Origin of the sequence: Aeromonas sp. 600276 (assembly GCF_049175815.1) — a bacterium.
Classification (GTDB): domain Bacteria; phylum Pseudomonadota; class Gammaproteobacteria; order Enterobacterales; family Aeromonadaceae; genus Aeromonas; species Aeromonas dhakensis.
The window spans coordinates 143,226-168,231 of record NZ_JAAKVU010000002.1 but is presented as its reverse complement, the minus strand read 5'-3'; the positions used below and the strand labels follow the sequence as shown (position 1 = coordinate 168,231).

Annotated in this window: 25 protein-coding genes and 1 riboswitch; of the genes, 6 read left to right on the top strand and 19 right to left on the bottom strand. The window is 63.7% G+C overall.

What is annotated here, in order from left to right; all coding sequences use genetic code 11:
* Positions 1-51: 51 nt before the first annotated feature.
* Positions 52-300 (top strand): YciN family protein, encoded by a 249-nt coding sequence (locus G5134_RS02880; protein WP_005298586.1) that lies wholly within the window; start codon positions 52-54, stop codon positions 298-300.
* A 34-nt stretch (positions 301-334) separates the two neighbouring features.
* Here G5134_RS02880 and G5134_RS02875 read toward each other — a convergent pair whose 3' ends face one another.
* Positions 335-1,474 carry a GGDEF domain-containing protein gene (locus G5134_RS02875; protein ID WP_024943244.1) on the bottom strand — a complete coding sequence of 380 codons (1,140 nt, stop codon included), beginning with the start codon at positions 1,472-1,474 and terminating at the stop codon, positions 335-337.
* 246 nt (positions 1,475-1,720) lie between these two features.
* Between G5134_RS02875 and G5134_RS02870 the strand changes: the two genes are divergently transcribed.
* Complete coding sequence (locus tag G5134_RS02870; RefSeq protein ID WP_024943243.1) at positions 1,721-3,118, top strand: nucleobase:cation symporter-2 family protein; 1,398 nt, start codon at positions 1,721-1,723, stop codon at positions 3,116-3,118.
* A 99-nt stretch (positions 3,119-3,217) separates the two neighbouring features.
* Positions 3,218-3,919, top strand: coding sequence for a lipoyl protein ligase domain-containing protein (locus tag G5134_RS02865; RefSeq protein WP_024943242.1), 702 nt, complete (start codon positions 3,218-3,220; stop codon positions 3,917-3,919).
* Between the two features lie 110 nt (positions 3,920-4,029).
* Here G5134_RS02865 and G5134_RS02860 read toward each other — a convergent pair whose 3' ends face one another.
* A complete protein-coding gene (locus G5134_RS02860; RefSeq protein WP_024943241.1) occupies positions 4,030-5,406 on the bottom strand; it encodes an alanine/glycine:cation symporter family protein in 1,377 nt (458 codons plus the stop codon).
* Positions 5,407-5,656: 250 nt separating this feature from the next.
* Positions 5,657-5,767: riboswitch (glycine riboswitch) on the bottom strand.
* A gap of 508 nt (positions 5,768-6,275) precedes the next feature.
* Between G5134_RS02860 and G5134_RS02855 the strand changes: the two genes are divergently transcribed.
* Positions 6,276-7,427: a type III PLP-dependent enzyme gene (locus G5134_RS02855; protein ID WP_005298572.1), complete on the top strand. Its 1,152-nt coding sequence runs from the start codon at positions 6,276-6,278 to the stop codon at positions 7,425-7,427.
* Between the two features lie 69 nt (positions 7,428-7,496).
* Here G5134_RS02855 and G5134_RS02850 read toward each other — a convergent pair whose 3' ends face one another.
* A complete protein-coding gene (locus G5134_RS02850) occupies positions 7,497-8,465 on the bottom strand; it encodes a calcium/sodium antiporter (protein WP_024943240.1) in 969 nt (322 codons plus the stop codon).
* Between the two features lie 124 nt (positions 8,466-8,589).
* Complete coding sequence (locus tag G5134_RS02845; protein WP_065018204.1) at positions 8,590-9,063, bottom strand: peroxiredoxin; 474 nt, start codon at positions 9,061-9,063, stop codon at positions 8,590-8,592.
* Between the two features lie 126 nt (positions 9,064-9,189).
* Here G5134_RS02845 and G5134_RS02840 point away from each other — a divergent pair, with 126 nt between their 5' ends.
* Complete coding sequence (locus G5134_RS02840; RefSeq protein WP_005298566.1) at positions 9,190-10,116, top strand: phenylacetate--CoA ligase family protein; 927 nt, start codon at positions 9,190-9,192, stop codon at positions 10,114-10,116.
* Positions 10,117-10,179: 63 nt separating this feature from the next.
* Here G5134_RS02840 and yfcD read toward each other — a convergent pair whose 3' ends face one another.
* Positions 10,180-10,683, bottom strand: coding sequence for an NUDIX hydrolase YfcD (yfcD, locus tag G5134_RS02835; RefSeq protein ID WP_065018203.1), 504 nt, complete (start codon positions 10,681-10,683; stop codon positions 10,180-10,182).
* Between the two features lie 173 nt (positions 10,684-10,856).
* On the opposite strand from yfcD, the gene G5134_RS02830 reads away from it, so the two are divergent.
* Positions 10,857-11,072: a DUF1107 domain-containing protein gene (locus G5134_RS02830; protein ID WP_005298562.1), complete on the top strand. Its 216-nt coding sequence runs from the start codon at positions 10,857-10,859 to the stop codon at positions 11,070-11,072.
* 104 nt (positions 11,073-11,176) lie between these two features.
* Here the strand turns inward: G5134_RS02830 and G5134_RS02825 are convergent, their stop codons facing one another.
* The 14 genes from G5134_RS02825 to phoR all read right to left on the bottom strand — a co-directional run bounded on the left by G5134_RS02825 (position 11,177) and on the right by phoR (position 25,004).
* Entirely contained in the window at positions 11,177-11,920 is a 744-nt protein-coding gene (locus tag G5134_RS02825) for an amino acid ABC transporter ATP-binding protein (RefSeq protein WP_005298561.1), read from the bottom strand.
* Positions 11,921-11,933: 13 nt separating this feature from the next.
* The gene (locus G5134_RS02820; RefSeq protein WP_065018202.1) at positions 11,934-13,028 is read right to left on the bottom strand and encodes an amino acid ABC transporter permease; all 1,095 of its coding nucleotides are present in this window, start codon (positions 13,026-13,028) and stop codon (positions 11,934-11,936) included.
* Between the two features lie 9 nt (positions 13,029-13,037).
* Entirely contained in the window at positions 13,038-14,225 is a 1,188-nt protein-coding gene (locus tag G5134_RS02815; RefSeq protein ID WP_231939795.1) for an amino acid ABC transporter permease, read from the bottom strand.
* 61 nt (positions 14,226-14,286) lie between these two features.
* On the bottom strand, positions 14,287-15,306 hold the full coding sequence (locus G5134_RS02810) for an amino acid ABC transporter substrate-binding protein (RefSeq protein WP_065018200.1): 1,020 nt from the start codon (positions 15,304-15,306) through the stop codon (positions 14,287-14,289).
* Positions 15,307-15,767: 461 nt separating this feature from the next.
* Entirely contained in the window at positions 15,768-16,094 is a 327-nt protein-coding gene (locus G5134_RS02805) for a DUF2845 domain-containing protein (protein ID WP_005298553.1), read from the bottom strand.
* Between the two features lie 8 nt (positions 16,095-16,102).
* Positions 16,103-17,116 (bottom strand): ABC transporter permease, encoded by a 1,014-nt coding sequence (locus G5134_RS02800; RefSeq protein ID WP_024943235.1) that lies wholly within the window; start codon positions 17,114-17,116, stop codon positions 16,103-16,105.
* Positions 17,117-17,189: 73 nt separating this feature from the next.
* A complete protein-coding gene (locus tag G5134_RS02795; RefSeq protein WP_024943234.1) occupies positions 17,190-18,071 on the bottom strand; it encodes an ABC transporter ATP-binding protein in 882 nt (293 codons plus the stop codon).
* Positions 18,072-18,200: 129 nt separating this feature from the next.
* Positions 18,201-18,812, bottom strand: a complete 612-nt coding sequence (locus G5134_RS02790; protein WP_005298548.1) for an FKBP-type peptidyl-prolyl cis-trans isomerase — start codon at positions 18,810-18,812, stop codon at positions 18,201-18,203.
* Positions 18,813-19,125: 313 nt separating this feature from the next.
* The gene (locus tag G5134_RS02785; protein ID WP_065018198.1) at positions 19,126-19,851 is read right to left on the bottom strand and encodes a copper homeostasis protein CutC; all 726 of its coding nucleotides are present in this window, start codon (positions 19,849-19,851) and stop codon (positions 19,126-19,128) included.
* 42 nt (positions 19,852-19,893) lie between these two features.
* Positions 19,894-20,796 (bottom strand): ROK family protein, encoded by a 903-nt coding sequence (locus G5134_RS02780; RefSeq protein WP_019839095.1) that lies wholly within the window; start codon positions 20,794-20,796, stop codon positions 19,894-19,896.
* Positions 20,797-20,905: 109 nt separating this feature from the next.
* On the bottom strand, positions 20,906-21,412 hold the full coding sequence (locus G5134_RS02775; RefSeq protein WP_024943231.1) for a GNAT family N-acetyltransferase: 507 nt from the start codon (positions 21,410-21,412) through the stop codon (positions 20,906-20,908).
* Positions 21,400-22,206, bottom strand: a complete 807-nt coding sequence (locus G5134_RS02770; RefSeq protein ID WP_017780627.1) for a M48 family metallopeptidase — start codon at positions 22,204-22,206, stop codon at positions 21,400-21,402. Before G5134_RS02770 ends, G5134_RS02775 begins: the two co-directional genes overlap by 13 nt.
* A 150-nt stretch (positions 22,207-22,356) precedes the next feature.
* Complete coding sequence (locus G5134_RS02765; protein ID WP_005298532.1) at positions 22,357-23,331, bottom strand: PstS family phosphate ABC transporter substrate-binding protein; 975 nt, start codon at positions 23,329-23,331, stop codon at positions 22,357-22,359.
* A gap of 377 nt (positions 23,332-23,708) precedes the next feature.
* A complete protein-coding gene (gene phoR, locus G5134_RS02760; RefSeq protein WP_005298529.1) occupies positions 23,709-25,004 on the bottom strand; it encodes a phosphate regulon sensor histidine kinase PhoR in 1,296 nt (431 codons plus the stop codon).
* Between the last annotated feature and the right edge of the window lie 2 nt (positions 25,005-25,006).

Below are 25,006 nucleotides of genomic sequence, written 5' to 3'. Positions count from 1 at the left end.
GCAGGGCCGACCCTTATGCCCCCTGCCCAGTAGTCGTTTAAGGAGACGAGCATGCAACCACAAAAAGAGCTGATCACCGAGACTGCCCTGCTGGAGATGGCCAACAAGATCATCAAGGAACACGAAGACTTCATCCACGGCATGCGTGCCGATTCGGTGGAGCAGAAGGGGGAGATCCTGGTGTTCAAAGGGGAGTTCTTCCTGGCCGAAGATGGCACCCCGACCGGCAAGACCATGGCGGTGTTCAACATGTTCAAGCTGCTGGCCCAGCAGCTCTCCGGCAAGTACCAGCTGGGCTGAGCCCGCCCAACCCCGCTCAAGCAAGATGCCGCCCTCAGGCGGCATCTGTCTGTATGGCGGCAGGCTGTGCCGGCTTGCCGCCCGGCTCCCCCACCACGCAGTTGCGCCCGGCCATCTTGGCCATGTAGAGGCACTCGTCGGCCCGATTGAGCAGCTCCTCCACCCCTTCGCCGCGCAGGGCCAGGGTCAGGCCGATACTCACCGTCACCTCCAGCAGCTCGTCGGAGGTGGGGCTCTTCACCAGCCGCGCCTCCACCGCCACCCGCAGCCGTTCGGCCACCCGTTTGGCTTGGGCCAGCTCGGCGCAGTTGGGCAGCAGGATGGCAAACTCCTCGCCGCCGTAGCGGCCCAGCACCATGCCGGGCTCCAGCTGCTCCGCCAGGGTCGCCGCCACCTCCTTGAGCACCGCATCCCCCGCCAGATGGCCGAAGGTGTCGTTGATGCGCTTGAAACGATCCAGATCCAGCAACAGCACCGCAAACGGCACCTGCTTGCGCACCATGTTCATCCTCGCCTTCTCCAGCTGCTTCATCAGCAGGCGGCGGTTCATCATGCCGGTCAGCTCGTCGGTGGTGGACTCCCGATAGAGCTGCAGCAGCATGTTGAGCTGGCCGCACTGCACCCAGCTGCTGGCCAGGGCAAACAGCCCCAGCAGCCAGATCTGGTTGAGGGTCTGCACACTCCAGAGCGGCTGCCCCACCAGCAGCCAGTTGCCGGCCAGCATGGTGACCAGAATGCCCCCCGCCAGCTGCAGGCCGAGGGAGAGCGGAATGGGGAAGATGGCGAACAGGCTGATGAGCAGGTAGGGGAAGGCCATGTAGCCCGCCTGCAACTCCTGATCCGCGCCGAAGCTGTGCAGGCAGATGAGGGAGAAGAGCATCATCACCGCCATCAGGTAGCCGAGCGCCAGCTTCATGCGTTCGCGTTTGAAATGGATGAGGTAGGAAAAGGGGATGAGCGGGGAGAGGGCGAGCAGGCAGAAGATCCGGGCCTGAAACAGTTCATCGAACTGAGCGGCGGGCAAGGTCAGCCAGTCCACCACCGCCCAGGCGGGCAGGCCCACCATCAACAGACAGGTGAGCAGCCGAAGACGCACCGTCATAAAGCCCATGCGGGTCAGGGTAAAATCTTCGGAGTGGGCACGGGCACTCCAGAACTCCGACAGCTTCAGCATCCAGAGCCTCCAAATCGCAACAGAGGCCTCATTCTACGCCGTGCGGCGGCAAAATCCTATGCAACCTGGGCCATTTACGGGCGAGCGCCGTCACACAAACCGGCGGATCATAATCGCCGCGCGCAAACGTTTCAACCCATCGAAAAATAAACCCGTTTCCAGCCGAATTAGCGCTGGTCAGCCCGTTCTCAATCACTAAAATAGCGCCCAATTTTCTCCCCCCTCCCCCACACATTCGAGGTATTTATGGAACAGGCTGCCGCCGTACGCGCAACCCGAGAGGCCCATCCACCCAGACGAGCCCACAGCGAACTGGTCTACGGCATAGAGGATGTCCCACCCCTGCCCCAGACCCTGTTCGCCGCCCTGCAGCATATGCTCGCCATGTTTGTCGCCATCATCACCCCGCCCCTCATCATCGCCAATGCCCTCGGCCTCCCTGCCGCCGACACCCGCTATATCGTCTCCATGTCGCTGGTCATGTCCGGCATCGCCTCCTTCATCCAGACCCGCCGCTTCGGCCCCCTCGGTTCCGGCCTGCTCTCGGTGCAGGGCACCAGCTTCAACTTCCTCGGCCCCATCATCGCCTCCGGCCTCGCCCTCAAACAGGCGGCCATGCCCACCGAGGATCTGCTGGGCACCCTGTTCGGCACCATGCTGGCGGCCGCCCTCACCATAGTGGTGATGAGCCGCTTCCTGCACCTGGTCAAACGGATCATCACCCCGCTGGTGACCGGCATCGTCGTGCTGCTCATCGGCCTGACCCTCATCAAGGTGGGGCTCATCAGCATGGGTGGCGGCTACGGCGCCCTGTCGGACGGCAGCTTCGCCAGCCACACCAACCTCTTCCTCTCCCTGCTGGTGCTCGGCCTCATCGTGCTGCTGCAGCGCAGCCGCAACCCCTGGCTGCGCCTCTCCGCCATCATGATCGCCATGCTGGTGGGCTATGCGGTGGCGCTGCTGCTGGGCAAGGTCAACGCCCCCACCTTTGACGGCCCGCTGCTGATGGTGCCTGTTCCGCTCCACTACGGGCTCGGCTTTGACTGGCAGCTGTTCGTGCCGCTCGCCATCATCTTCGTGGTGACGGCGCTCGAGGCCATCGGCGACATGACCGCCACCTCCGACATCTCCGGCGAGCCGCTGGAAGGACCTGTCTACATGGAGCGGATCAAGGGCGGCGTGCTGGCCGATGGCGCCAACTCCATGCTGGCGGCGGTGTTCTCCACCTTTCCCATGTCCACCTTCGCCCAGAACAACGGCGTCATCCAGCTGACCGGGGTGGCCAGCCGCCACGTCGGCCTGTTCATCGCCGCCATGCTGGCCCTGCTCGGCCTGTTCCCGGCGGTGGCGAGCCTGGTGCAGCAGATCCCCGAACCCGTGCTGGGGGGCGCCACCATCGTCATGTTCGGCACCATCGCCGCCGCCGGGGTGCGCATCATCTCCCGCGAGGAGCTCGACCGCCGCGCCCTGATGATCCTGGCGGTGTCGCTGGCGATGGGCCTCGGGGTGGCCCAGGTGCCGGAAGTGCTGCAACACCTGCCGGATCTGGCCAAGAGCGTGCTCTCCTACGGCGTCGCCACCGGCGGCCTCACCGCCATCGTCCTGAACCTGCTGCTGCCCAAGCGCGCCGCCGCACAGGCCTGACACTCCGCCATCCTTGCACCAAAGCCCCGCCATGCGGGGCTTTACCTTGCCAGCCGCCACGGGTAGTGTGCTGGGCAGCCTCTGCTCAGGATGCCTTTCATGCCCTATACCCTGCTTCCCCCTCTGCCCAGCAACCAAACCCCGGATCGGATCCTGGCCGAGGAGCAGCGCTGGCTGCGAGAGTGTGCCCATGACCGCCAGCCCCGCGCCCACCTCTGGCAGGCGCCCCAATGCCTCATCGTCACCCGCAAGGACACCCGCCTGCCCCGCTACCAGGCCGCCTGCGAGCAGCTTGCTGCCGAGGGTTGGCCCGTGCATGTGCGCGACAGCGGCGGCACCGCCGTGCCCCACGGCGCCGGCATCCTCAATCTGTCGCTCATGCTGCCTCGCACCACCACGGATCTGGCTCACTACTACCGGCTGCTGGGGGCACCGCTGCTCGCCCTGCTGGGGGAGTACGGTCTTGAGGGCAGCTATGACTTCGTGCCCGGCTCCTTTTGCGACGGCCAGTACAATCTGGTGATCGGGGGTCGCAAGGTGACCGGCACCGCCCAGCGCTGGCTGGCGCCGGGTCAGGATCATGAAGGCGCCGTGCTGGCCCAGGCCATGCTGCTGGTGGCCGGCAACGTGGACGAGGGCACCCGGATGGCGAGCCGCTTCTACGAACTGGCGGGCGGCGAGCTGCGCTTTCTCCCCGCCACCTCCACCACCATCGCGCAAGCCATCGCTTGGCAAGGGCGCGAGGGCGAACTGGTAGAGAGGGTGAAAGCCCGGCTCACCGCGCTGCTGAGCAAGGAGTGAGCACAGCGCCCTGCTGCCGGGCACAGCAGCCTGCACCCCTCATAAAAGCGCCCATAGAAAAAGCCACGACTCGGGTCGTGGCTTTTCGTTTTGAATGGATGGCCGTGGCATCAGGCTGTCTGCGGCTCGGGCTCGGACTCCGTATCGCTGTCCCGGCTGAAGTAGGCGCGGGTCTCGGCGATAACCACGTGGCGCAGGCCGATAAGGCCGATGAGGTTGGGCACCGCCATCAGGCCGTTGACGATGTCGGCCAACAGCCAAATCATGTCCAGATGCAGGAAGGCGCCGCACGCCACCAGCACCAGGTAGATGAGGCGGTAGGGCTTGATCGCCTTCACCCCGAACAGGTACTCGGTGCAGCGCTCGCCGTAGTAGTTCCAGCCAAGGATGGTGGTGAAGGCAAAAAACAGCAGGCCGATGCTCACCAGATACTGGCCGACATGGGCATCGAGCCCCTGGGCGAAGGCCAGACTGGTCATGGCCGCGCCGCTCGCATCGCCGCTCCACACCCCGGTCACTACCAGGGTCAGGCCGGTCATGGTGCAGATGATGATGGTGTCGATGAAGGTGCCGGTCATGGAGACCAGCCCCTGCTCCACACACGAATCGGTCTTGGCCGCCGCCGCCGCGATGGGGGCAGAACCCAGTCCCGACTCGTTGGAGAAGACCCCGCGCGCCACCCCGGACTGGATCGCCAGCATGATGCCGGCGCCGACGAAGCCGCCGGTAGCCGCATGGCCGGTGAAGGCGCTCCCGATCACCAGGGCGATCGCCTCCGGCAGGGCAGCGGCATTGTTCACCAGCACGCCCAGACAGGCGACGATGTAGAAGATGGCCATGAAGGGCACCACCTTGCTCGACACGCTGGAGATGGACTTGATCCCCCCCAGGGTCACCAGTGCCACGATCAGGGTCAGCAGCACGGCGGTCACTTCCCGGGGCACCGAGAAGGAGAGGCTCATGGCGTCACTGATGGCGTTGACCTGGGGGAAGGTGCCGATGCCGAAGAAGGCGACGCCGATGCCAAACAGGGCGAACAGTTTGGCGAGCAGCTTGGAGCCGAGCCCCTTCTCCAGGTAGTACATGGGGCCGCCCGCCATCTGGCCATTGGCGTCCTGCTGGCGATATTTGACCGCCAACAGGCACTCGGCGTACTTGGTGGCCATGCCGAACAGGGCGGCCATCCACATCCAGAACAGGGCGCCGGGGCCGCCGAGCTTAATGGCGGTGGCGACCCCGACGATGTTGCCGGTGCCTATGGTGGCGGAGAGGGCGGTACAGAGCGCGCCGAAGCTGGAGACATCTCCCTGCTTGCCCTGACCCTGATCGCGGCCAAAGACCAGTCGCAGGGCGAGCGGCAAACGCATGACCTGAAGCAGACCCAGACGCAGAGTGAGGTAGACGCCGGTCCCGACCAGCAGGATCAGCAGGGGTGGCCCCCAGATAAAGCTATCGATGGCGGCGAGCGCCGATTGAATTGATGACATGCATCCTCCTTAAGAAACAGAAATTAAGGAGGAGAAGGATGATCTTCCCATAGGTGTCGCGATCGGCCAGAGGCGATCGGATGCGGGCCAAAAACGTGTTCACACTCTCGCTGCGAGGTCGTGACCAAGGCTCATGCGCTGCTCGAAAGCCTCATGTATTCACATACACTCCGGTTCCTGCGCTGCTCTTTACCTTGCTGACGACCTCTCGTTACAGACCGTGAACAGTTTCAAGCTCAGGTACAACCATCCCATCCCCTCTGTCCTTTTGCCTGAGAGTTTCCGGCGCCAGATTGCGATACAATCACGGTGCCTTGCTCCTTCGGCGCCCGATTCAACGGGTCTCTCCAGAGTATCGTCCAGTAGCAGTCCACACCGGTTGCCCGGTACCTGAAAGATTCACTTCTTCGGTGGATGGTTGCCCATCGCTCTCCTGCTACCTTCATCCGAACTAGTTTGGATTAGGAAGCGGGCATGGTAATCCAAAAAGTGTGAGCTGTCTCCCACTCGCGCCCCCTCGTCGCCGATTTTTTTCGGTTCTGACCAGGCTGGGGCCGAATGTTATTTGTTCGTTAACTATCAATACGTTAGACAAGGTTGCCTGAACAGCCTGCCGCTTGCTAGTCGAAACATGGGCCATATCAAGATGATCTTTCGTCTCGACCAGAAAAACTTGCCGACATATCCAATCAAAAGGGTTGCACACAAACGCAATAAGCCGATAATCCCGCGCATAACTAAGCACTTCGCAAGGAAGTTATGCAGTGTGCCTGGTTGGTCCCCCCGGACCGCTCGCCTGAGCCGGCCGTCGCCGGTTCAATCGCATATGGCTTGGGCATATCACGCCCCCTAAGGATGACCAAAAGAGAATGAACGAGACCCTGGTTGCACAAGATTACCGTCAGCTGGTTGAACAATTCGGCTCCCCCCTGCTGCTGCTCGACAAGGCAGCCGTCCGCAAACAGTATCGGGCCCTGGCCGCCGCCCTGCCCGATGTACGATTGCACTATGCACTCAAACCCCTGCCCCACGAGGCAGTGGTCTCTGTCTTGAAGGAAGAGGGGGCCTGTTTCGATCTGGCCACCAATGGCGAAGTGGATCTGGTGCGCAGTCAGGGTGTCCGCCCGGGGCGCTGCATTCATACCCATCCCATCAAGCGCGACAGCGATATCCGCTATGCGCTGGAGTACGGCTGCACCGTGTTTGTCTACGACAACCCGCTGGAGCTGGAGAAGTTCCTCCCCTACAAGGATGAGGTGAAGCTGCTGCTGCGGGTGAGCTTCCCCAATCCCGAGACCAAGGTCGACCTTTCCAAGAAGTTCGGCTGCACTCCGGAGCAGGCGCTGCCACTGCTGCAGCTGGCCCATGCCAAGGGGATCAAGGTGATGGGACTGTCGTTCCACGTCGGCTCCCAGGTGCCCCATGCCCGTCGACACGTGCAGGCCATCGACGCCTGCCGCGAGATCATGGAGCAGGCCTGGGAGCTCGGCCTCAAGCCCTGGGTGCTGGACATCGGCGGCGGCTTCCCGGTGGATTATGAGGGCGGCGAGTTCGACATCGACGGCTTCTGCGCGCCGATCCGCGAGGCACTGGCCAAGCTGCCGGCCACCGTGCAGAAGATTGCCGAGCCGGGCCGCTTCATCAGCGCGCCGGCCATGACCTCGGTATCCAGCGTGATGGGCAAGGCCCATCGCGGCGACAAGATCTGGTACTACCTGGATGACGGTCTCTACGGCAGCTACAACGGCCAGCTCTATGACCACGTCACCTACCCGGTGAGCACCCCGCTGGCTCGCGGCGAGCTGCACAACTCTGTGCTCTCCGGCCCGACCTGCGACAGTGTGGACGTGATCCGCGACGGCATCATGCTGCCGGATCTGGCCATCGGCGAGCTGGTGGTGGGCCGGGTGATGGGGGCCTACACCTGGGCATCGGCCTCCACCTTCAACTTCTTCCCCAAGGCGAACATCCTCATTCTGGACAGCAGCCAGAAAGGGCAGAAGATGGTTGCCGTGGCCTGACAGGCCTGCGCTAAAAAACAGAAGGGGGAAGCCGATGCTTCCCCCTTCTTTTTATTGTCTGGCGAATCGTCAGATAAACTGGCTGGTCAGCAGCCAGCCAGTGTAGGCGACGAAGCAGGCGAGCAGCACGCCGCCCTCCAGCCGGTTGATACGCCCCTGCCCCTTGCTGCCCAGGCACATCACCAGCAGCAACAGGGTCAACCCCATCATCAAGCTCCAGTCGCGAGAGAGCACCTCAGGCGCCACGTCCAGCGGGTGGATGCCAGCCGCGATCCCGACCACCGCAAGGGTGTTGAACAGGTTGGAGCCGAGCACGTTGCCAAGGGCCAGATCATGCTCGTTCTTGCGAATGGCGATAAGCGAAGAGGCCAGCTCCGGCAGCGAGGTGCCGATGGCGACTATGGTGAGACCAATCACCAGATCGCTGATGCCAAAGCCCTGGGCTATGGTCACCGCCCCCCACACCAGCAGGCGGGAAGCACCGATGAGCAGCACCAGCCCGACCACCAGCCAGAACAGGGCCAGCTTGAGGGACATGCCCTCGCTGTCGATGCTCTCCTCGGTCTCCGCATCCAGCGCATCCCCCTTGCCGCGCATGCCGGCCCAGATAGACCAGCCCATCAGCGCCAGGAACACCACGCCGAGGATGGCGGCGTCCGTGCGATCCAGGCGACCATCCAGCAACAGGGCACCGGAGAGCAGGGTGATGCCGAGCAGGATGGGGATCTCCTTGCGCACCACCTGGGAAGCCACGGCGATGGGGCTGATCAGGGCAGTCAAGCCGAGAATAAGGGCGATATTGGTGATGTTGGAGCCATAGGCATTGCCGAGCGCCAGCCCGGGGTTGCCCTGGGAGGCCGCCAGCGCGGAGACCACCATTTCAGGGGCCGAAGTACCAAAACCGATGATCACCATGCCGATGAGCAGCGGCGGCATACCGGCATAACGGGCAGTGGCGGCGGCACCGTCCACGAACTTGTCGGCACTCCAGACCAGCAACGCCAGTCCGGCAATCAGGGCAACAAAAGCCAGGGTCATATTTTTCTATCTCATCCACGGCAAACACGAGAGCCAGGCAACTTGCCTGGCTCCATCCAAACGCGGCAACAGTGTAACGGGCCGCCTTGCTATTTCAAGATGAAATCAAACGGCGATTAATCTTTCACAGCGCCGCCAGCAGACTCTCTGCATCCGACACCTCGAACTTGCCCGGCGCCTCCACGAACAGCCGCTCCACCACGCCGTCATTGGCGATGAGGGCAAAGCGCTGGGCGCGCACGCCGCCAAAGGCGCCGGTCTCCTTGGCCAGCCCCAGGGCCCGGGTCCAGCTGCCGTCACCGTCCGCCAACATGGTGATGGCAGCGGCGTTCTGGGCATCCTGCCACGCCTTCATCACGAAGGCGTCGTTGACCGACAGGCAGCAGATGGCATCCACCCCTTTGGCCTTGAACTGGTCCGCCATCACCACATAGCTCGGCAGATGGGCGTTGGAACAGGTGGGGGTAAAGGCGCCGGGCACCGCAAACAGCACCACCCGCTTGCCGGCAAACAGGCTGTGGCTATCCCGCTGCTGTTTCCCCTCTGGGGTGATGAAGGTGAATTCGCCCGCAGGCAGGGTCTGACCCGTCGCAATCATTGTGCTCATCCTTAAGTGGAGGGAAGGAGCCCCAGTCTACCCCACGACCGCGCTGTGACACAGACCCCCCTTTACCGGGATCATTTGAACTAACCTTGAGCAGGATCAGCCGACCAAGGAGGCCTCATGCAGCACTACTACGATGGACTGGAAATTCGCCCCTCCCCCCTGCGCGAGCAGCAGCAGCTGGATCAGCTCAACCACCTGCTTGCCCATGTCGGCCAGTATTGTACCGGTTACTCCAGCGCCTATCGCCAGCGCCGCCTGCAGGATCTGGGGGAGTTGGCCAGCCTGCCCCTGCTCAATGCCGGCGAGCTGTTCGCCGCCCAGCAGGCCCACCCGCCCTTTGCCGGCCTCACCGGCCGCCCCGCCAGCCAGGCGCTGCGGGTGTTTGCCTGCCCCGGCCAGCTGGCCATTCCCGAATATGCCGGGGCCGACTGGTGGGGCGCGGCGCGGGCCCTGTTCGCCGCCGGTTTCAAGGCCGGGGAGGTGCTGCTCAACGGCCACGACTACCACATCAGCCCCACCGCCTTCATCTTCGACAACGGCGCCCGTCAGCTGGGGAGCCCGGTGGTACCCTGCGGCCCCCACGATACCCGGCGCCAGCTGGAGGCGTTGCAGCGCTTTGAGCCGACCGGCTTCGTCGGACCGCTGGCAGTGCTGCTGGACCTGCTGGAGGCGGCAGAGCGGGCCGAGGTGCCGAGCGACAGCCTGCGCTGCGCCCTGCTGTGCGAATCGTCCCACCCCGACACCCGGCCGCTGCAGGCGGTGCACGGCATCCGCGCGCTCAACTGCCTGCTGCTGCAGGATGCCGGGGTGATAGCCTACGAGAGCCAGCCCGGCCAGGGGTTCATCGTCAACGAGAACTGTCTGGTCGAAATCATCGATCTGGCCAGCGGCGAGCCGGTCATCGGCGACACCGTCGGCCAGCTGGTGGTGACCCGGCTCGATCTGGAGTACCCGCTGCTGCGCCTGGTGACCGAGTGGCAGGGCCACTGGCTCGCCGGTGCCAGCCCCTGCGGGCGCACCAACCGGCGGCTCAGGCTGGTGTGAGATTCCATCCATCCAGAAACAGAACGGGCAGCCAGTGGCTGCCCGTTCTGCATGCAACACCGCTCAGCGCCGCACCTGCCAGGTGGCGATTGCGAGCAAAGAGTCGGGGGTGAATTCGGCGGCCCGCGCGGCTATCTCTGCCTGGCTCATCCAGCACACCTCGCTCACCTCTTCGGCCTGCAGCCGCAGCGGCCCCTGATAGTGGCAGCTGTAGAGGCCACCCCAGACCCGGTAACCCTCCCCTTCGGCATAGAAGGTGCCAAAGCCCTGCAGCGGCACCCCTTCGATGCCCAGCTCCTCGGCCAGTTCGCGGCGGGCGGAGGGTTCCATCTGCTCGCCCGTGGTGACCACACCGCCGGCGCAGGCGTCCAGCATGCCGGGGCAGAAATCCTTGCTGAGGGTACGCCGCTGCACCAGGATCCGGTCAGCCTCGTCGAGCACCAGAATATAGCTGGCGCGGTGGCAGAGATTCTCTCGCCGCACCTTGGCGCGCTCGGCCACGCCGATCACCCGGTTCTCTCCATCCACCACATCCACCCACTCCACACGCAGACCCTTCTGATTCATCCAAGTGACCGCAGTATATCGGGGCAACGGCTTGTCATGGCAGCCTTTTTTCAATTCCCTCCCGGCCGGCCGTCGACGGCAAACCGGATTCATACAAACCTCCATAAATTGTCACATCCGTGTCACCTGGCGAGGCCATAGTGTGCCCTGTCCACGCAACAGGTGTTTTTGTGATGAAGGTGTTCAAGAACTTGTCTCCCCGCCAGATTGCCCGCTACATCAAGAGCTTCCATCACGGCAGCTTCATGGTGGAGACCCACGGGCGATTCGAGTTCAGCGGCGGCGAGATCAATCTGGAGAGCCTGACCTGCCGTCAGACCCTGAGTCTGGCCCGGCAGATCAATCTGGAGGTTCGCGGCCTGCGCCACACCACCCTGCTGTTGGGGTAACTTCCATAGTCCTTTCTGTTTTGTAGTCTGCGTCCATGCTTTTACTACTTGCCCGCCGCTCACCAGAGTGCGGGCTTTTTTATGGACAACATCCCCCATGCGGCTCAATGTTGCAGGATCTGGGAGAGGAACAGCTTGGTCCGATCCGACTGGGGGTTGTCGAAAAACTGATCCGGCACGTTCTCCTCGATGATCTGCCCCCGGTCCATGAAGATCACCCGATCCGCCACCTGCTTGGCAAACCCCATCTCGTGGGTGACGCAGAGCATGGTCATCCCCTCGTGGGCCAGCTCCACCATGACGTCCAGCACCTCACGCACCATCTCGGGATCCAGCGCCGAGGTGGGTTCGTCAAACAGCATCACCTGCGGGTTCATGCAGAGACTGCGGGCGATGGCGACTCGCTGCTGCTGGCCGCCGGAGAGCTGACCCGGATACTTCAGGGCCTGCTCCGGGATCCGCACCCGGCGCAGGAAGTTCATGGCGATCTCTTCGGCCTCCCTGCGCGGCAGCTGCTTGACCCAGATGGGGGCCAGGCAGCAGTTCTCCAGCACGGTCAGGTGGGGGAAGAGGTTGAAGTGCTGGAACACCATGCCCACCTCCCGGCGCACCGCCTCGATGTTCTTGAGATCCGAGGTCAGGGCCGTGCCCTTGACCAGGATGTCCCCGCTCTGGTGCTCTTCCAGCCGGTTGATGCAGCGGATCATGGTGGACTTGCCTGAGCCAGATGGCCCGCAGATGACGATCTTCTCCCCTCTGCCCACCTGCAGGTTGATGTTGCGCAGCACGTGAAATTCACCGTACCACTTGTTGACTGCTTTCAGTTCGACGACAGCGTCCGTTTTCATCTCGAAACTACTCCTAATGCTTGTGGCCCGTGTTGAGTTTGCGCTCCAGATAGATGGAGTAGCGGGACATGCCAAAACAGAACATCCAGAAGATCATGGCGATAAAGACATACGCCTCGGTGGAATACCCCAGCCAGGCCGGATCCGCCAGCGCCACCTTGGAGATGGCCAGCAGATCGAACAGCCCGATGATCAGCACCAGGCTGGTGTCCTTGAACAGGGAGATAAAGGTGTTCACCAGCGAGGGGATGGTGATCTTGAGGGCCTGCGGCATGATGATGAGCCCCATCACCTTCCAGTAGGAGAGCCCCAGGGCCTCCCCCGCCTCGTACTGCCCCTTGGGGATCGCCTGCAACCCGCCTCTCACCACCTCGGCCACATAGGCCGCCTGGAACAGGATGATGCCGATGAGCGCCCGCAGCAGCTTGTCGAGCTCCACTTCGGTACTCATGAACAGCGGCAGCATGACGGACGCCATGAAGAGCACGGTGATGAGCGGCACCGCCCGCCAGAACTCGATGTAGACGGTGCAGAGGCTGGAGATGACCGGCATGTGGGAGCGACGCCCCAGCGCCAGCAGGATGCCGAACGGCAGGGCCACCACTATGCCCACCACCGCCAGCACCAGGGTCAGCATCAGCCCGCCCCAGCGGTTCGTCTCCACCACATCCAGCCCCGCCCCGCCATGAATGAGGAAGAAGGCGATGACAGGGAACACCAGCAGGGTGAACAGCGCCAGCCACCCCTTGCGCGGGGTTTTGGGCCAGATGAGCAGGGCCAGCAGCACCGCCAGGCCGGCGAAGGTCAGGTTGATGCGCCAGTACTGATCGGCCGGGTAGAAGCCATAGAGGTACTGCCCCAGCCGGCTCTCGATGAAGATCCAGCAGGCACCGCCCTGGCCGCAGGCCTCGCGGCTGCTCCCCTGCCAGGTGGCCGAGAACAGCACCCAGTCCAGTGCAGACCAGATGAGTGGCAGCAACAGATAGGCCAGCACCAGGGTCAGCAGGCCGTTCCACCAGTTGGGAAACAGATTCTGCCTGAGCCAGGCGAGCGGCCCCCGACGGTGGTTGGGAGGCGGCAGGGCCTCCTGCAATTCGTTCACGAACATGACAGCTCCCTAGCGCTCAACCAGCGTCATCCTGCGGTTGTAGATGTTCATCAGCAGCGAGGTGGTGATACTGATGACGAGATAGACCCCCATGGTCATGGCGATGACCTCGATGGCCTGCCCGGTCTGGTTGAGGGTGGTGCCCATGAACACAGACACCAGATCCGGATAGCCGATGGCCGTGGCCAGCGAGGAGTTCTTGGTGAGGTTCAGATACTGGCTGGTCAAGGGAGGAATGATGACCCGCATCGCCTGGGGAATGATCACCAGTCGCAGCGTCTTGGCGGGTGAAAGCCCGAGGGCGGAGGCCGCCTCCGTCTGCCCCTTGCTGATGGCCATGATGCCGGAGCGCACTATCTCCGCGATAAAGGCCGCCGTGTAGATGGTGAGCGCCAGCAGCAGGGCCGCGAGCTCGGGCAAGACCGTCAGCCCGCCCCGGAAGTTGAACCCCTGCAGGGCTGGCACGCTCCAGCTGAGCGGGCTGCCCGCCAGCAGGAAGGCGGCGGCCGGGAGCAGAATGACCAGAGCGGCCACGCTGCGCCAGAACGGGAATATCCTGCCAGTCAGGGCCTGACGGCGCCGTGCCCAGCGGCTCAGCCCCCAGCTCAACACCACGGCAATCAGCAGGGCCAAGAGCACGTAGCCGAATCCCTCTTCGAACAGGGGCTTGGGCAGATAGAGGCCCCGCACGTTGAGGAAGGCGAGCCCCCCCAGATCCACGCTCTGGCGCGGAGATGGCAGGGTGCGCAGCACCGAGAAGTACCAGAAGAAGATCTGCAGCAGCAGCGGGATGTTGCGAAACGTCTCTATGTAGACGGTCGCTATCTTGGCCACCAGCCAGTTGCGCGACAGGCGCGCCACCCCGAGCATGAAACCGAGCAGGGTGGCAAACAGGATGCCGAGCACGGAGACCAGCAGGGTATTGAGCAGCCCCACCAGAAAGGTACGACCGAAGGTATAGGTCTCGTCATAGGGGATCAGGCTCTGCAGGATGCCAAAGCCCGCCGTGTTGCCCAGAAAATCGAAGCCTGTGGTGATGCCACGGGTGGCCAGATTGGTCAGGGCATTGTGGATGATGTAGAACAGGAACCCGACCACGACCGCGATGGCCAGACACTGGAAGATCAATGCCCGCACCTTGGCGTCATACCACCAGCGGCCCTGTTCTTTCCTATGGTTTGATGCGTGTAACGCCATGAGGATGGCTCCGACAAAGCCAGGGGAAATGGGGGGCCTCGGCCCCCCGATGGTTGTCGACTCAGCGGATGGGCGGCGCGTACATCAGGCCACCCTTGTTCCAGAGCGCATTGATGCCGCGCTCGATCTTGAGGGGGGAGCCGGCACCGACGTTGCGGTCGAAGGATTCGCCATAGTTGCCGACCTGCTTGACGATGTTGTAGGCCCACTTGTCATCCAGCCCCAGCACCGACCCCTTGGGCTCTTCCAGCCCCAGCAGACGACGGATATCCGGGTTGGTGGACTTGAGCATCTCGTCCACGTTGGCACTGGTGACCCCGGCCTCCTCGGCGTTGAGCATGGCGTTGAGGCTCCAGCGCACCACCTTGAACCACTGTTCGTCACCCTGGCGCACGGCAGGCCCCAGCGGCTCCTTGGAGATCACCTCAGGCAGCACCATGGCCTCCGCCGGCTTGCTGAGCTTGATCTTGAGGGCATAGAGCTGGGATTGATCCGAGGTCAGCACGTCACAGCGGCCCGCCTCAAAGCCCTTGACGGTCTGATCCGAGGTGTCGAACACCACAGGGGTATATTTCATGCCGCCATTGGCGCGGAAATAGTCCGCCAGGTTGAGCTCTGTGGTGGTGCCGGACTGGATGCAGACGGCGGCGCCGTCAAGCTCCTTGGCACTCTTCACCCCGAGGGACTGCTTGACCAGGAAGCCCTGGCCATCGTAGTAGTTCACCCCGGCAAAGGTCAGACCCAGCGACCCGTCCCGGGTCAGGGTCCAGGTGGTGTTGCGCGACAGCAGATCCACCTCGCCGGACTGCAGGGCGGTGAAACGCTCCTTGGCGGTGAGGGAGACATACTTCACCTTGCCGGCATCCCCCAGCACGGCCGCGGCCACGGCGCGGCACACATCCACGTCCAGACCGGTCCAGATGCCCTTGGCATCCGGATTGGAGAAACCCGGCAGGCCATCCCCCACCCCGCACTGCACGAATCCCTTCTTCTTGACGGCATTCAGGGTGCCGTCTGCCCATGCATTTGCTGCCACCAGCGACAGCACCATCACCATACCTGCCTTGTGTATCTGCTTCATCTCACGCTTCCCTGTGGTTTGATTCAAATAGGCACCAGAACCTGGCAAGATGCCTTCGTTTCCCTGCTTTTTCACAGCTTATCGAGCGGCTCAAAAACCTGTCAATCGGTGCAAGCCGGCCCAACCTTGGTGCAGCAGCACAAAATAGGTCTACGGGCCGATATGCACTCTTAGAATTAAAAATAGACCCTTATTCGCAAAATGGCCTACGGTTCCAAGCCCCCGATAACGTGAGGATTATTTTTCGCAAAAAATCGGGCGCACCGGATTGGGGCAGAAAAGCGCGCTGACAACGCATTTATCGGGCGCGATTTGCCAACAACAGGGCCCGTTATTGGGGGGCATGAACCAATACCGGGCAACCGGAAGAGAGGGATGAAAGGTGGGTACGGGGGCGTAAACGCTGGAAAGAGACCGGAGCCACACCACCGCACTCGGCGCGCAGCATCCGGTCGGCAGGATCAATTGCCGCGCGGGCCGTTCTCGATGTCGGTGACCACCCCGTTGCGCACGGTGACGAAACGCATGAACTCGTTCTTGCCGAAGTTGTAGGTCCAGCGCTCCCCATACTTCACCTGCACCAGGTTGCCGAACTGGTTCTCCTCGTTGCGGGTCAGCTCCTCGCGCAACATGGGCTCGCCGCACTTGATCAGCATCTCGGCGGTGCTGTCCCCTTCGGTGATCAGCGCATTCTTGCAGCGCATGGCGCCGGCACTGGCCGGCAGACTCAGCAGCAGGGCCAGCAGGGTTCCGCCAACCAGCGGCAGTGACTTCATCGATAGCTTCATCGATAGCTTCATCTGTAACTCCATTTGAACAGGGCGCTGCCCAGGGTGATGCAGCAGAGCGTAAACAACAGGACCCAGCCCAGTGGCGCCGCCACCTCGGCCCAGCCTGCCCCTTCCAGCATGACGGCGCGGGCCGCCGCGATGATCTGGCTGAGCGGCAGCCAGGCCGCCAGCTGCTGCAGCCAGGCGGGAGCCCCTTCCAGCGAGAACCAGACGCCGGAGAGGAACATCATCGGCATACTGATGACGTTGAGCAGCCCGCTCGCCAGCTCCTCGTTCTGGATGCGGGCCGCCACCAGCAGGCCGAGGGACGCCATGGCCGCCCCGCCCAGCAGGGCGATCAACAGCAGCAGCCAGCCCGAGCCGAGCAACGGCACCCCGAGCAGAAAGTAGGCCATCAAAAACACCAGCAGGCTCACCACCAGGGTGATCAGGATGCGCGACAGCAGCTGGGCGCAGAGAAACTCGGCGGCCGAGAGCGGGGTGGCCCGCAGCCGCTTGAGCACTCCGTTCTTGCGGTAGCGGACGATGACGAAGCCCACCCCGAACAGGCCGGAGAACATCAGATTCATGCCGATCACCCCGGGCAGCAGCCAGTCACCGTAGCGAATGGCACGCCCGCTCAGGGTCTCCCGCACCAGCTGCACCGGCACGGCCTGGCGCAGCAGGTACTCGGCCATGGCGCCCTGGGGGGCATCCGGGTTGATCCAGTAACGGCCCGTGCCGGGCGAGAGCAGCAGATCCAGCTGATGGTGGCGCACCTTGAGCCGGCCCCTCTCCTCCTCGTCATAGGGGATGATCTTGAGCAGCGGCACGGCGCGCAGCGGGGCATAGGCCGCGGGTAGCTCCCCCACCACCCCCATCTGCACCAGCGGCTTGGGCGGGCCGGAGAAGATGAGGGTAAACCCCAGCACCAGCAACAGCGGAAAGGCCAGGTTCCAGACAAGCGCCGCCCGATCCCGCACAAACTCCAGGTTGCGGGCATAGAAGAGCGCCCCGATGCGCTTGAGGGATCCGGTCATCTGGTGCTCCTTGAGCTGGCAGGCTGGGACGGCATGCCGGCAGACGCCGCTGCGGAGTGCCACGGGGCCGCGTTCATGCGCCGCTCCGCAGGCTGTGGCCGGTCAGATGGAGGAAGAGATCCTCCAGATTGGGGGAGCGCACCTGCATGCCGGTCAGCGGCACGCCCAGGCTCAGCAGCCGTGGTAGCAAGTCCGCCACGTCGGGGCAGCTCAGCTCCACCTGCTCGCCCAGCGGGCGCAGGGGATAGCCGAGACTGGCGAGGGCCGGGTGAGCCGCAAGGCGCACCAGCACGCCGTCAAAATGCTGGGCCAGCAGGGCGACCGGGGTATCCAGGCTGAGCAGATGGCCGTGATCGACGATGGCAATCTGATCGCACAGCTGCTGGGCCTCGTCCATGTAGTGGGTGGTGAGCACCACCGTCTTGCCCTGCGCCTTGATCGCCTCGATGCGCTGCCAGAAGTGGTGGCGGGCCTGGGGATCGAGCCCCGTGGTGGGCTCGTCCAGAAACAGCAGTTCGGGGTCGCCGAGCAGCGCCAACGCCAGCAGCAGCCGTTGCCGTTGACCGCCGGAGAGCTTGCGGCTGTCCCGATCGATGAATTCTCCCAGCGCACACAGCTCGATGAGCTGGGCCTGGGGCAAGGGGGCCGGGTAGAGGCTGGCGAACAGGCGCAGGGTATCGCGCACCGTCAGGAAATCCTGCAGCGCAGTGTGCTGGAACTGGATGCCGATGCGGGAGCGGTAGTCGGGGCCGCGCGGGGCACCGTGAAACAGGATCTGGCCGCTGTCCGGGGTAAGGATCCCCTCCAGCAGCTCTATGGTGGTGGTCTTGCCCGCCCCGTTCGGGCCGAGCAGGCCGAAACAGCTGCCGGCGGGAATGGCAAAGCTGAGCCCATCCACCGCCTTGACGCCGGGGAAGTGCTTGACGAGATCGACGACTTCAATGATGGCAGTCATGGGCGCTCTCCCAGCAGGAGCCATGACTATATCCAAAAGCGCAGGCGCTGCCCATGCCCCGCCGTGCGCGGCGCAAAAAAACAGACGGCGACCCGAGGGTCGCCGTCTGTATCAATCAAGCCAGCCGGATCACAGGATGTCCAGCAGCTCCACTTCGAATACCAGGGCGGAGTACGGCGGGATGGAACCGGCACCGCGTGCGCCGTAGGCCAGATCCTGCGGAATGTAGAGCTTCCACTTGGAGCCAACCGGCATCAGTTGCAGCGCTTCTACCCAGCCGGCGATCACGCCAGTTACCGGGAATTCGGCCGGCTGGCCGCGGGCGACGGAGCTGTCGAACACGCCACCGTGGGTGAAGGTACCGTGGTAGTGCACGCGGACGGACTGACCGGCTACCGGTACGGCACCGTTGCCTTCCACCAGCACTTCGTACTGCAGACCGGACTCGGTGGTCTTCACTTCGGCGCGCTTGGCGTTGTCGGCCAGGAAGGCTTCGCCTTCGGCGGCGGCAGCCTTGGCAACGGCTTCCTGCTCTTCCTGCATACGGGCGGTGATGACCTGGAAGGCATCGTTGATATCGTCACGGCTGACCGCGAACTCCAGACCATTCAGGGCATCTGCCAGACCTTGCTGCAGGGCCGGGATATCCAGACCGGCGAAGGCTTGCTGCGCCAGTTGATCACCCATGTTGCGGCCGATGCCATAGCTGGCCTTCTGTTCGATAGAGTCGTATTGGGACATTGAGAAGTTGCTCCGGGTCCTGAGGGTAAAAGAGACGGGATAATATCAGACTTTTGCGCCGGGTGCTGCCGACCTGTCCCCGGTTTTGCCCCCAGGTGGGAGGTGCCTCACATCAGCCCCTCATCCCCGGCCCTTCTCCCGCCAGGGGAGAAGGGAGCAAAACAGAGCACCATCACCCCTGCTCACATTCAAGCCGTATCAGACCCTGTCCAGCAGGGCCCGCACCGCCGCTACCTTGGCGCCGTCGGTGATATTGACCCGACCGTCGTCCGAGGTGCCCATGAAGAGACACCATGCCGCCGTGCGGCCAGTATCAGGCCCTGTCCAGCAGAGCCCGCACCGCCACGACCTTGGCGCCGTCGGTGATATTGACCCGACCATCGTCCGAGGTGCCCATGTTGACGCCATGGGGCACCATGCCGCCGCGCCAGCCCATGCCGGACATGTGCACCTCGTTTACCCCGGTAAACTCGATGATGGTACGCACGTTGTCGGCATTGACCCCGGCACCCGGCATCAGACTGGCCCGCCCCGCCAGCGCCTGCTGCATCGCCTGCAGGGTCTCGAGCCCCGCCAGCGCAGTCGGCGCATGGCCCGAGCTCAGAATGCGCTCGCAGCCGGCGGCGACTATGGTCTCCAAGTCGAGGCGCCAGTCGGAGGAGAGGTCGATGGCGCGGTGGAAGGTGACGCCAAGGGGCCCCGCCGCCTCCACCAGCTGGCCGAGTCTGGCGGCAGGCACCCGTCCCTCCTCGTCCAGCAGACCGACCACCACCCCTTGCAGGCCGGCGGCACGGGCCGCCGCGATATCCTGCAGCATCATCTCGAACTCCCCTTCGCCAAAGCAGAAGTCGCCGGCCCGGGGCCGGATCATGGCGTAGACGGGAATGGTGGCATGGCGCGCCGCCAGCTGCATGAAGCCATAGGAGGGGGTCAGGCCGCCCAGCCCCAGCGCAGAGCAGAGCTCGATGCGATCGGCGCCGGCCGCCTGGGCGGTGAACAGGGATTCCAGGTTGTCGATACAGATTTCAAGAGAGGTCATGATGGACTCCTTTATTGGGGAGATCAGACCCCGGATCTGATCTCATAAATTGAGCAAGGCGGCCCCGCGCACCCCGCCGGCGCCGCCGAAGCGGGCCTCGCGGATCTCGGGCAGGGCGACCCCGGGCAGCAGGTGACCGGGCAGGCGCAGCGGCAACTGCTCATAGAGCGCGGGCAGGCCGCTCAGGCCGCCCCCCAGCACCACCACGTCGGGGTCGACCACCGAGATGGCGGTGGCAAGCCCGGCGGCCATGATCTCGAGCCAGCAGTCGACCGCGGCCACCGCATGGGGCTCGTGCGCCTCGAAGCGCCCCACTATCTGGTGGCCGCTGGCACGCTGGCCGTGGAAGTGGTGATAGAGCCGCTCCAGCCCGGTGCCGGAGGCATAGGTTTCAAAACAGACCAGGCGACCGCAGCCGCAACGGGGACGAGGCAGGTCGGGGTACTTCATCAGCATGGTGGCCGGCAGCGGGTAGTGGCCTATCTCCCCCGCCAGCCAGTTGCGGCCCTGGATCAGCTTGCCCGCCAGATAGACGGCGCCGCCGATGCCGGTGCCTATGGTGACGCCGAGGGCGCTGTCGGCACCCGCCGCCGCCCCCTGATGTACCTCGGACCAGAGGAAGCAGTTGGCATCGTTGTCCACCTTGACCGGTCTGCCCAGCAGTTCGGCCAGATCGGCGCCCAGGTGGCGACCATTGATGGAGGGCAGATTGGCCGCCACTATGCTGTGGTCGTGCCGGTTGAGAATGCCGGGAAAACCGATGCCCACCGCACCGCGCGCGCCGAAACGGGCATCCGCCTGTTCGACCCGCTCGCGAATGAGTTGCTGCAGCCCCTGATAGTCATTGCCGGGAGTGCTCATGCGCTCCTCGTGGCAGAGATTCAAGGCGCCGTCATAGACGGCAAACGCTATCTTGGTGCCACCAATATCAAAGCCGTAATACATGCCACACTCCCTTGTCGGTGAGCCGCCTCACCTCAGCCTGTCCAGAGGGGGACATTGTATTAATTCGCAAAAAAAATAAAGTGACCGAGGGCGAAAAACGGGAGAGAGATCAAAGCAAACGAAACATTTGTCGCTGCAGGCAGGGCTGGCCGAGGCTCATCAGGATGCGCTCCTGGCCATCGAAGACGAAGCCGCGGCGCAGATAGAACCCCTCGCCGATGTGGTTGCCATCGAGCAGCCACAATCTGACGCCTTCACAGCCGGCGCGCCGCATCTGCATCGCCACCGCCTGCCACAGCCGCTTGCCGTGGCCCTGGCGCCAGTGGTCGGGATGCAGGTAAAAGGCACGGATCCAGGCGGTGGGGTACTCCCCCGCCAGCTCCGGCTGCCAGTAGAGCAGGCCGATGACCACCTCGTCCTGGCACAGCAGCATGGGCCTTGGGCCCGTCTCCGCCAGCCGGCGCTGCCAGATCTGCAGGTGCTCGGTGACCGCCAGCTGGGCCAGCATGTCGGTACCGAGCACACCGCCATATGCGGCGAGCCAGCTGGCCCGCTGCATCACCGTCATGGCGGCAGCGTCATCGGGCCGCGCCATGCGCAGGCTTATGCCTTGCATTGGGGCACCAGTCCGGAGGCGCGGGCCTGCTGATAGAGCGGCACGGCCTCAGCCTGCTGGGCCTGCAGCTCGGCGATCCGGCTCTCGTTACTGGGGTGGGTGGAGAGCAGCTGGGGCGGCGCATTGCCGCCCGCGGCCGCGCTCATGTTCTGCCAGAGCGGAATCGCTTCGGCCGGATTGAAACCGGCGCGGGCCATCAGATCCAGCCCCAGCCGGTCCGCCTCGCTCTCCTGTTCGCGGCCATAGGGCAGCATGACGCCGACCTCGACCCCGAGCCCCAACGCCGCCATGGTGGCGCCGCGGTATTCGCTGCTGCCCATGGCGATATCAGCCGCCGCCAGCCCAAGGCCGGTCAGCTGGCTGCGGGAGAGCCGCTCGTTGGAGTGCTGGGCCAGCACGTGGGTCAGCTCATGGCCGATGACGGTGGCGAGCTGATCCTGATTCTTGGCCACCTTGAGCAGGCCGGTGTAGACCCCGATCTTGCCGCCGGGCAGGGCGAAGGCGTTCACTTGCTTGGAGTCAAACACCACCACTTCCCAGTTGGTGATGCCGTAGCTGGCAGGCACCTGGGCGGTCACCGCCTTGGCGACGCAGGAGACATAGGCGTTCACTCTGGCATCCTTGCTCACCTTCTCCTGCTTCTTCATCTGCTCAAAGGAGTCAGCCCCCAGCTTGCTCATCTGCTGGGGCGAGAAGAGCAGCATCTGGCTGCGACCGGTGGGAGACTGGGCACAGCTGGCGAGCAGGGTCGTACAGAGTGCCGCCAGGCCAAGCTTGAACAGGGGAGATGTCATGGAGGTGTCCTTCACCATAAAGATGCCCTATTTTCGGAAATGCGGGCGTCCGGTGCAAGTCGACAAATCACCCGGTCCGGCGAAAGCGGTCACAGCCGGCCCCAAAAAGAAAACGGGCCCCGCGGGGCCCGTCTGGCAGAGAGAACCGGCTTACATGATGCCCAGTTTCTTCAGGTCGGCTTCGACCACCTTGGCCGGTACCGGTACGTAGCCATCTTTGGCGACGATGTTCTGACCCGCCTTGGAGAGCACCATCTTCAGGAACTCTTGCTCCATCGGGGAGAGCGGCTTGTTCGGGTGCTTGTTCACGTAAACGTACAGGAAGCGCGACAGCGGATACTTGCCGGTGATGGCGTTGTCGGAGGTCGCTTCGATGAAGGTCTTGCCATCCTTGGAGAGCGGTACTGCGCGCACGCCGGAGGTGACGTAACCGATGCCGGAGTAGCCGATGCCGTTCAGGGAGGAGGAGACCGACTGCACCACGGAGGCAGAGCCCGGCTGCTCGTTCACGCCGCTCTTGAAGTCGCCGTTGCACAGGGCGTGTTCTTTGAAGTAGCCATAGGTGCCGGAGACGGAGTTGCGACCGAACAGTTGCAGATCCTTGCCGGACCAGGAGCCGTCCAGACCCAGGTCGGCCCACTTGGTGGCCGCCTTGGCTTCACCGCACTTGAGAGTGCTGGAGAAGATGGCATCCAGTTGCTGCATGGACAGGCCCTTGATGGGGTTGTCCTTGTTGACGAACACCGCCAGAGCATCGACCGCGACGCGGATGGCGGTCGGCTTGTAACCGTAGCGCTTCTCGAACGCCTCTTCCTCGCCGGACTTCATGGCGCGGCTCATGGGGCCAAACTGGGCGACACCTTCGGTCAGCGCGGTCGGCGCGGTAGAAGAACCGGCGGCCTGGATCTGCACGTTGACGTTGGGGTACATGCGCTTAAATTCTTCGGCCCACAGGGTCATCATGTTGGCCAGGGTATCCGAGCCGACAGAGGACAGGTTGCCCGAGATGCCGCTGGTCGGAGTGTAATCCGGCAGATTTTTATCCACACCGGCAGCCAGGGCGCTGACGGAAAACAGGGTTGCTGCGGTGAATCCGATTACACCAGCCAGTTTGTTGAGTTTCATCCAATCTCTCCAAGGTTGCAGAACGCAGTCCATCAAAACACGGGTTAACTTGGCTCAGTGCTGGTCATCCGACCGGGGCGCTGAGTGTCATTCCCTGCCCTCTTTGGCCCGACTCCGGGGCGGTGGAAGGCAGTCATCAATCTGAGGCCGAAACGTGATGGCATCCCGAGTGGGGCGATCGGCCGGTCGCGTTTCATTCTCTCCCTGCGCCGCACTGGCACAGGTCCGTTCTCAAGACGGCGCCAGTATCTGACCTGGCAGTGACAAATTTATGGATTTAATGTGACACTTTAATGACATGGCGAGGCTTTTGACCAAATGAAAAAAGGGCCGCCATCGCCGCCCTCTTTTCATTGCTAACCCATTGCTTGAAAAGCTTATTTCAACACCACCATGCGAGCGGGGATGAGGAAGCTGAAACGGCTGCCAAGGCCGACCCTGCTCTCGATGTCGAGCTGGCAGTCGTGGTGACTCAGGGCATGCTTGACGATGGCAAGGCCGAGCCCGGAGCCGCCGGTGTGCCGCGAGCGCGCCTTGTCGACCCGGTAGAACCGCTCGGTGAGCCGCGCCAGGTGCTCGGGCGGGATCCCTTCCCCCTCGTCCTGCACCGCAAACAGCGCCATCGTCCCCTGCTTGCGCCACTCCACCGTGATCTTGCGCCCCGCCGGGGTGTAGTGGATGGCGTTGTAGACCAGGTTGGAGACGGCGCTGCGCAGCTGATCCTGATCGCCGCGCACCAGCAGATTGGGCTGCACCATGAACTCGATCTGGTGGGCCCGCTCGCCGGAGAGCGCCCGCGCCTCCTGCTCCAGCAGCCCCAGCATGGCGGGCATGTCCACCAGATGGGAGAGATCCACGGTGGGCGCCGCCTCGATGCGCGACAGGGTGAGCAGCTGATTGACCAGGTTGTCCATGCGGATGGTCTGCTCCATCATCACCCTGTGCGCCTTGGCCCACATGGCGGGCGGCGGCGGCTCCTCGGTCATCTCCAGATAGCCCTTGAGCACGGTGAGCGGGGTGCGCAGCTCGTGGGAGACGTTGGAGACGAAGTGCTTGCGGGTCTTCTCCAGGCTGCGCAGCCGGGTCACGTCCCGCACCACCAGCATGGCCTGATCCTCGGCGTAGGGCATGATGCGAAACTCGAGAAACTTCTCCTCGTTGATGGGCGAGGTCATCTCGAACGGTTCGTCATACTCCCCCTTGCCGAGGTAGGCGCCGAAGGCGGGATTGCGAATCAGGTTGCCGATGTGCTGACCGGCGTCTTCCGGCCAGCGAAAGCCGAGCAGCTGCTCTGCCAGCCGGTTGCACCAAAGGATGCTGCCGTCGGTGCGAAACACCACGGCCGCATCGGGCAGTGCCTCGGCCCCTTCCCGAAAGCGGCGGATCAGACCCGCCAGCTCGCGGCGGCGGGCCCGGTGGCGCTGCTGCAGCTTGTAGATGCCGTTGAAGATGTACTCCCAGCTGCCGCTGCCGTTGGGAGGCACCAGGCTGCGATCGTGCCACAGCCAGTCCGACAGCCGCTTCTGGAAACGGTAGTGCCAGCCCAGGTGCATGACGGTAGCCAGCAACAGACACAGGGCCAGACTCTCCGTCAGCCAGCCGACCAAGACGAAGGGCGCATAGAAGAATGCCATTCGCCACAACTGGCGCCGCCAGGCGTATGGTTGCAACATAA

What these genes read in the sequence shown, in the direction of transcription:
- G5134_RS02795 (WP_024943234.1), bottom strand. Translation starts at nt 18,071, where the DNA reads ATGACTGCCATCATTGAAGTCGTCGATCTCGTCAAGCACTTCCCCGGC.
- G5134_RS02765 (WP_005298532.1), bottom strand. Translation starts at nt 23,331, where the DNA reads ATGAAACTCAACAAACTGGCTGGTGTAATCGGATTCACCGCAGCAACC.
- G5134_RS02790 (WP_005298548.1), bottom strand. Translation starts at nt 18,812, where the DNA reads ATGTCCCAATACGACTCTATCGAACAGAAGGCCAGCTATGGCATCGGC.
- G5134_RS02855 (WP_005298572.1), top strand. Translation starts at nt 6,276, where the DNA reads ATGAACGAGACCCTGGTTGCACAAGATTACCGTCAGCTGGTTGAACAA.
- yfcD (WP_065018203.1), bottom strand. Translation starts at nt 10,683, where the DNA reads ATGAATCAGAAGGGTCTGCGTGTGGAGTGGGTGGATGTGGTGGATGGA.
- G5134_RS02815 (WP_231939795.1), bottom strand. Translation starts at nt 14,225, where the DNA reads ATGGCGTTACACGCATCAAACCATAGGAAAGAACAGGGCCGCTGGTGG.
- G5134_RS02825 (WP_005298561.1), bottom strand. Translation starts at nt 11,920, where the DNA reads ATGAAAACGGACGCTGTCGTCGAACTGAAAGCAGTCAACAAGTGGTAC.
- G5134_RS02830 (WP_005298562.1), top strand. Translation starts at nt 10,857, where the DNA reads ATGAAGGTGTTCAAGAACTTGTCTCCCCGCCAGATTGCCCGCTACATC.
- G5134_RS02860 (WP_024943241.1), bottom strand. Translation starts at nt 5,406, where the DNA reads ATGTCATCAATTCAATCGGCGCTCGCCGCCATCGATAGCTTTATCTGG.
- G5134_RS02820 (WP_065018202.1), bottom strand. Translation starts at nt 13,028, where the DNA reads ATGTTCGTGAACGAATTGCAGGAGGCCCTGCCGCCTCCCAACCACCGT.
- phoR (WP_005298529.1), bottom strand. Translation starts at nt 25,004, where the DNA reads ATGTTGCAACCATACGCCTGGCGGCGCCAGTTGTGGCGAATGGCATTC.
- G5134_RS02780 (WP_019839095.1), bottom strand. Translation starts at nt 20,796, where the DNA reads ATGTATTACGGCTTTGATATTGGTGGCACCAAGATAGCGTTTGCCGTC.
- G5134_RS02865 (WP_024943242.1), top strand. Translation starts at nt 3,218, where the DNA reads ATGCCCTATACCCTGCTTCCCCCTCTGCCCAGCAACCAAACCCCGGAT.
- G5134_RS02840 (WP_005298566.1), top strand. Translation starts at nt 9,190, where the DNA reads ATGCAGCACTACTACGATGGACTGGAAATTCGCCCCTCCCCCCTGCGC.
- G5134_RS02880 (WP_005298586.1), top strand. Translation starts at nt 52, where the DNA reads ATGCAACCACAAAAAGAGCTGATCACCGAGACTGCCCTGCTGGAGATG.
- G5134_RS02875 (WP_024943244.1), bottom strand. Translation starts at nt 1,474, where the DNA reads ATGCTGAAGCTGTCGGAGTTCTGGAGTGCCCGTGCCCACTCCGAAGAT.
- G5134_RS02785 (WP_065018198.1), bottom strand. Translation starts at nt 19,851, where the DNA reads ATGACCTCTCTTGAAATCTGTATCGACAACCTGGAATCCCTGTTCACC.
- G5134_RS02810 (WP_065018200.1), bottom strand. Translation starts at nt 15,306, where the DNA reads ATGAAGCAGATACACAAGGCAGGTATGGTGATGGTGCTGTCGCTGGTG.
- G5134_RS02770 (WP_017780627.1), bottom strand. Translation starts at nt 22,206, where the DNA reads ATGACATCTCCCCTGTTCAAGCTTGGCCTGGCGGCACTCTGTACGACC.
- G5134_RS02775 (WP_024943231.1), bottom strand. Translation starts at nt 21,412, where the DNA reads ATGCAAGGCATAAGCCTGCGCATGGCGCGGCCCGATGACGCTGCCGCC.
- G5134_RS02800 (WP_024943235.1), bottom strand. Translation starts at nt 17,116, where the DNA reads ATGACCGGATCCCTCAAGCGCATCGGGGCGCTCTTCTATGCCCGCAAC.
- G5134_RS02850 (WP_024943240.1), bottom strand. Translation starts at nt 8,465, where the DNA reads ATGACCCTGGCTTTTGTTGCCCTGATTGCCGGACTGGCGTTGCTGGTC.
- G5134_RS02805 (WP_005298553.1), bottom strand. Translation starts at nt 16,094, where the DNA reads ATGAAGCTATCGATGAAGTCACTGCCGCTGGTTGGCGGAACCCTGCTG.
- G5134_RS02845 (WP_065018204.1), bottom strand. Translation starts at nt 9,063, where the DNA reads ATGATTGCGACGGGTCAGACCCTGCCTGCGGGCGAATTCACCTTCATC.
- G5134_RS02870 (WP_024943243.1), top strand. Translation starts at nt 1,721, where the DNA reads ATGGAACAGGCTGCCGCCGTACGCGCAACCCGAGAGGCCCATCCACCC.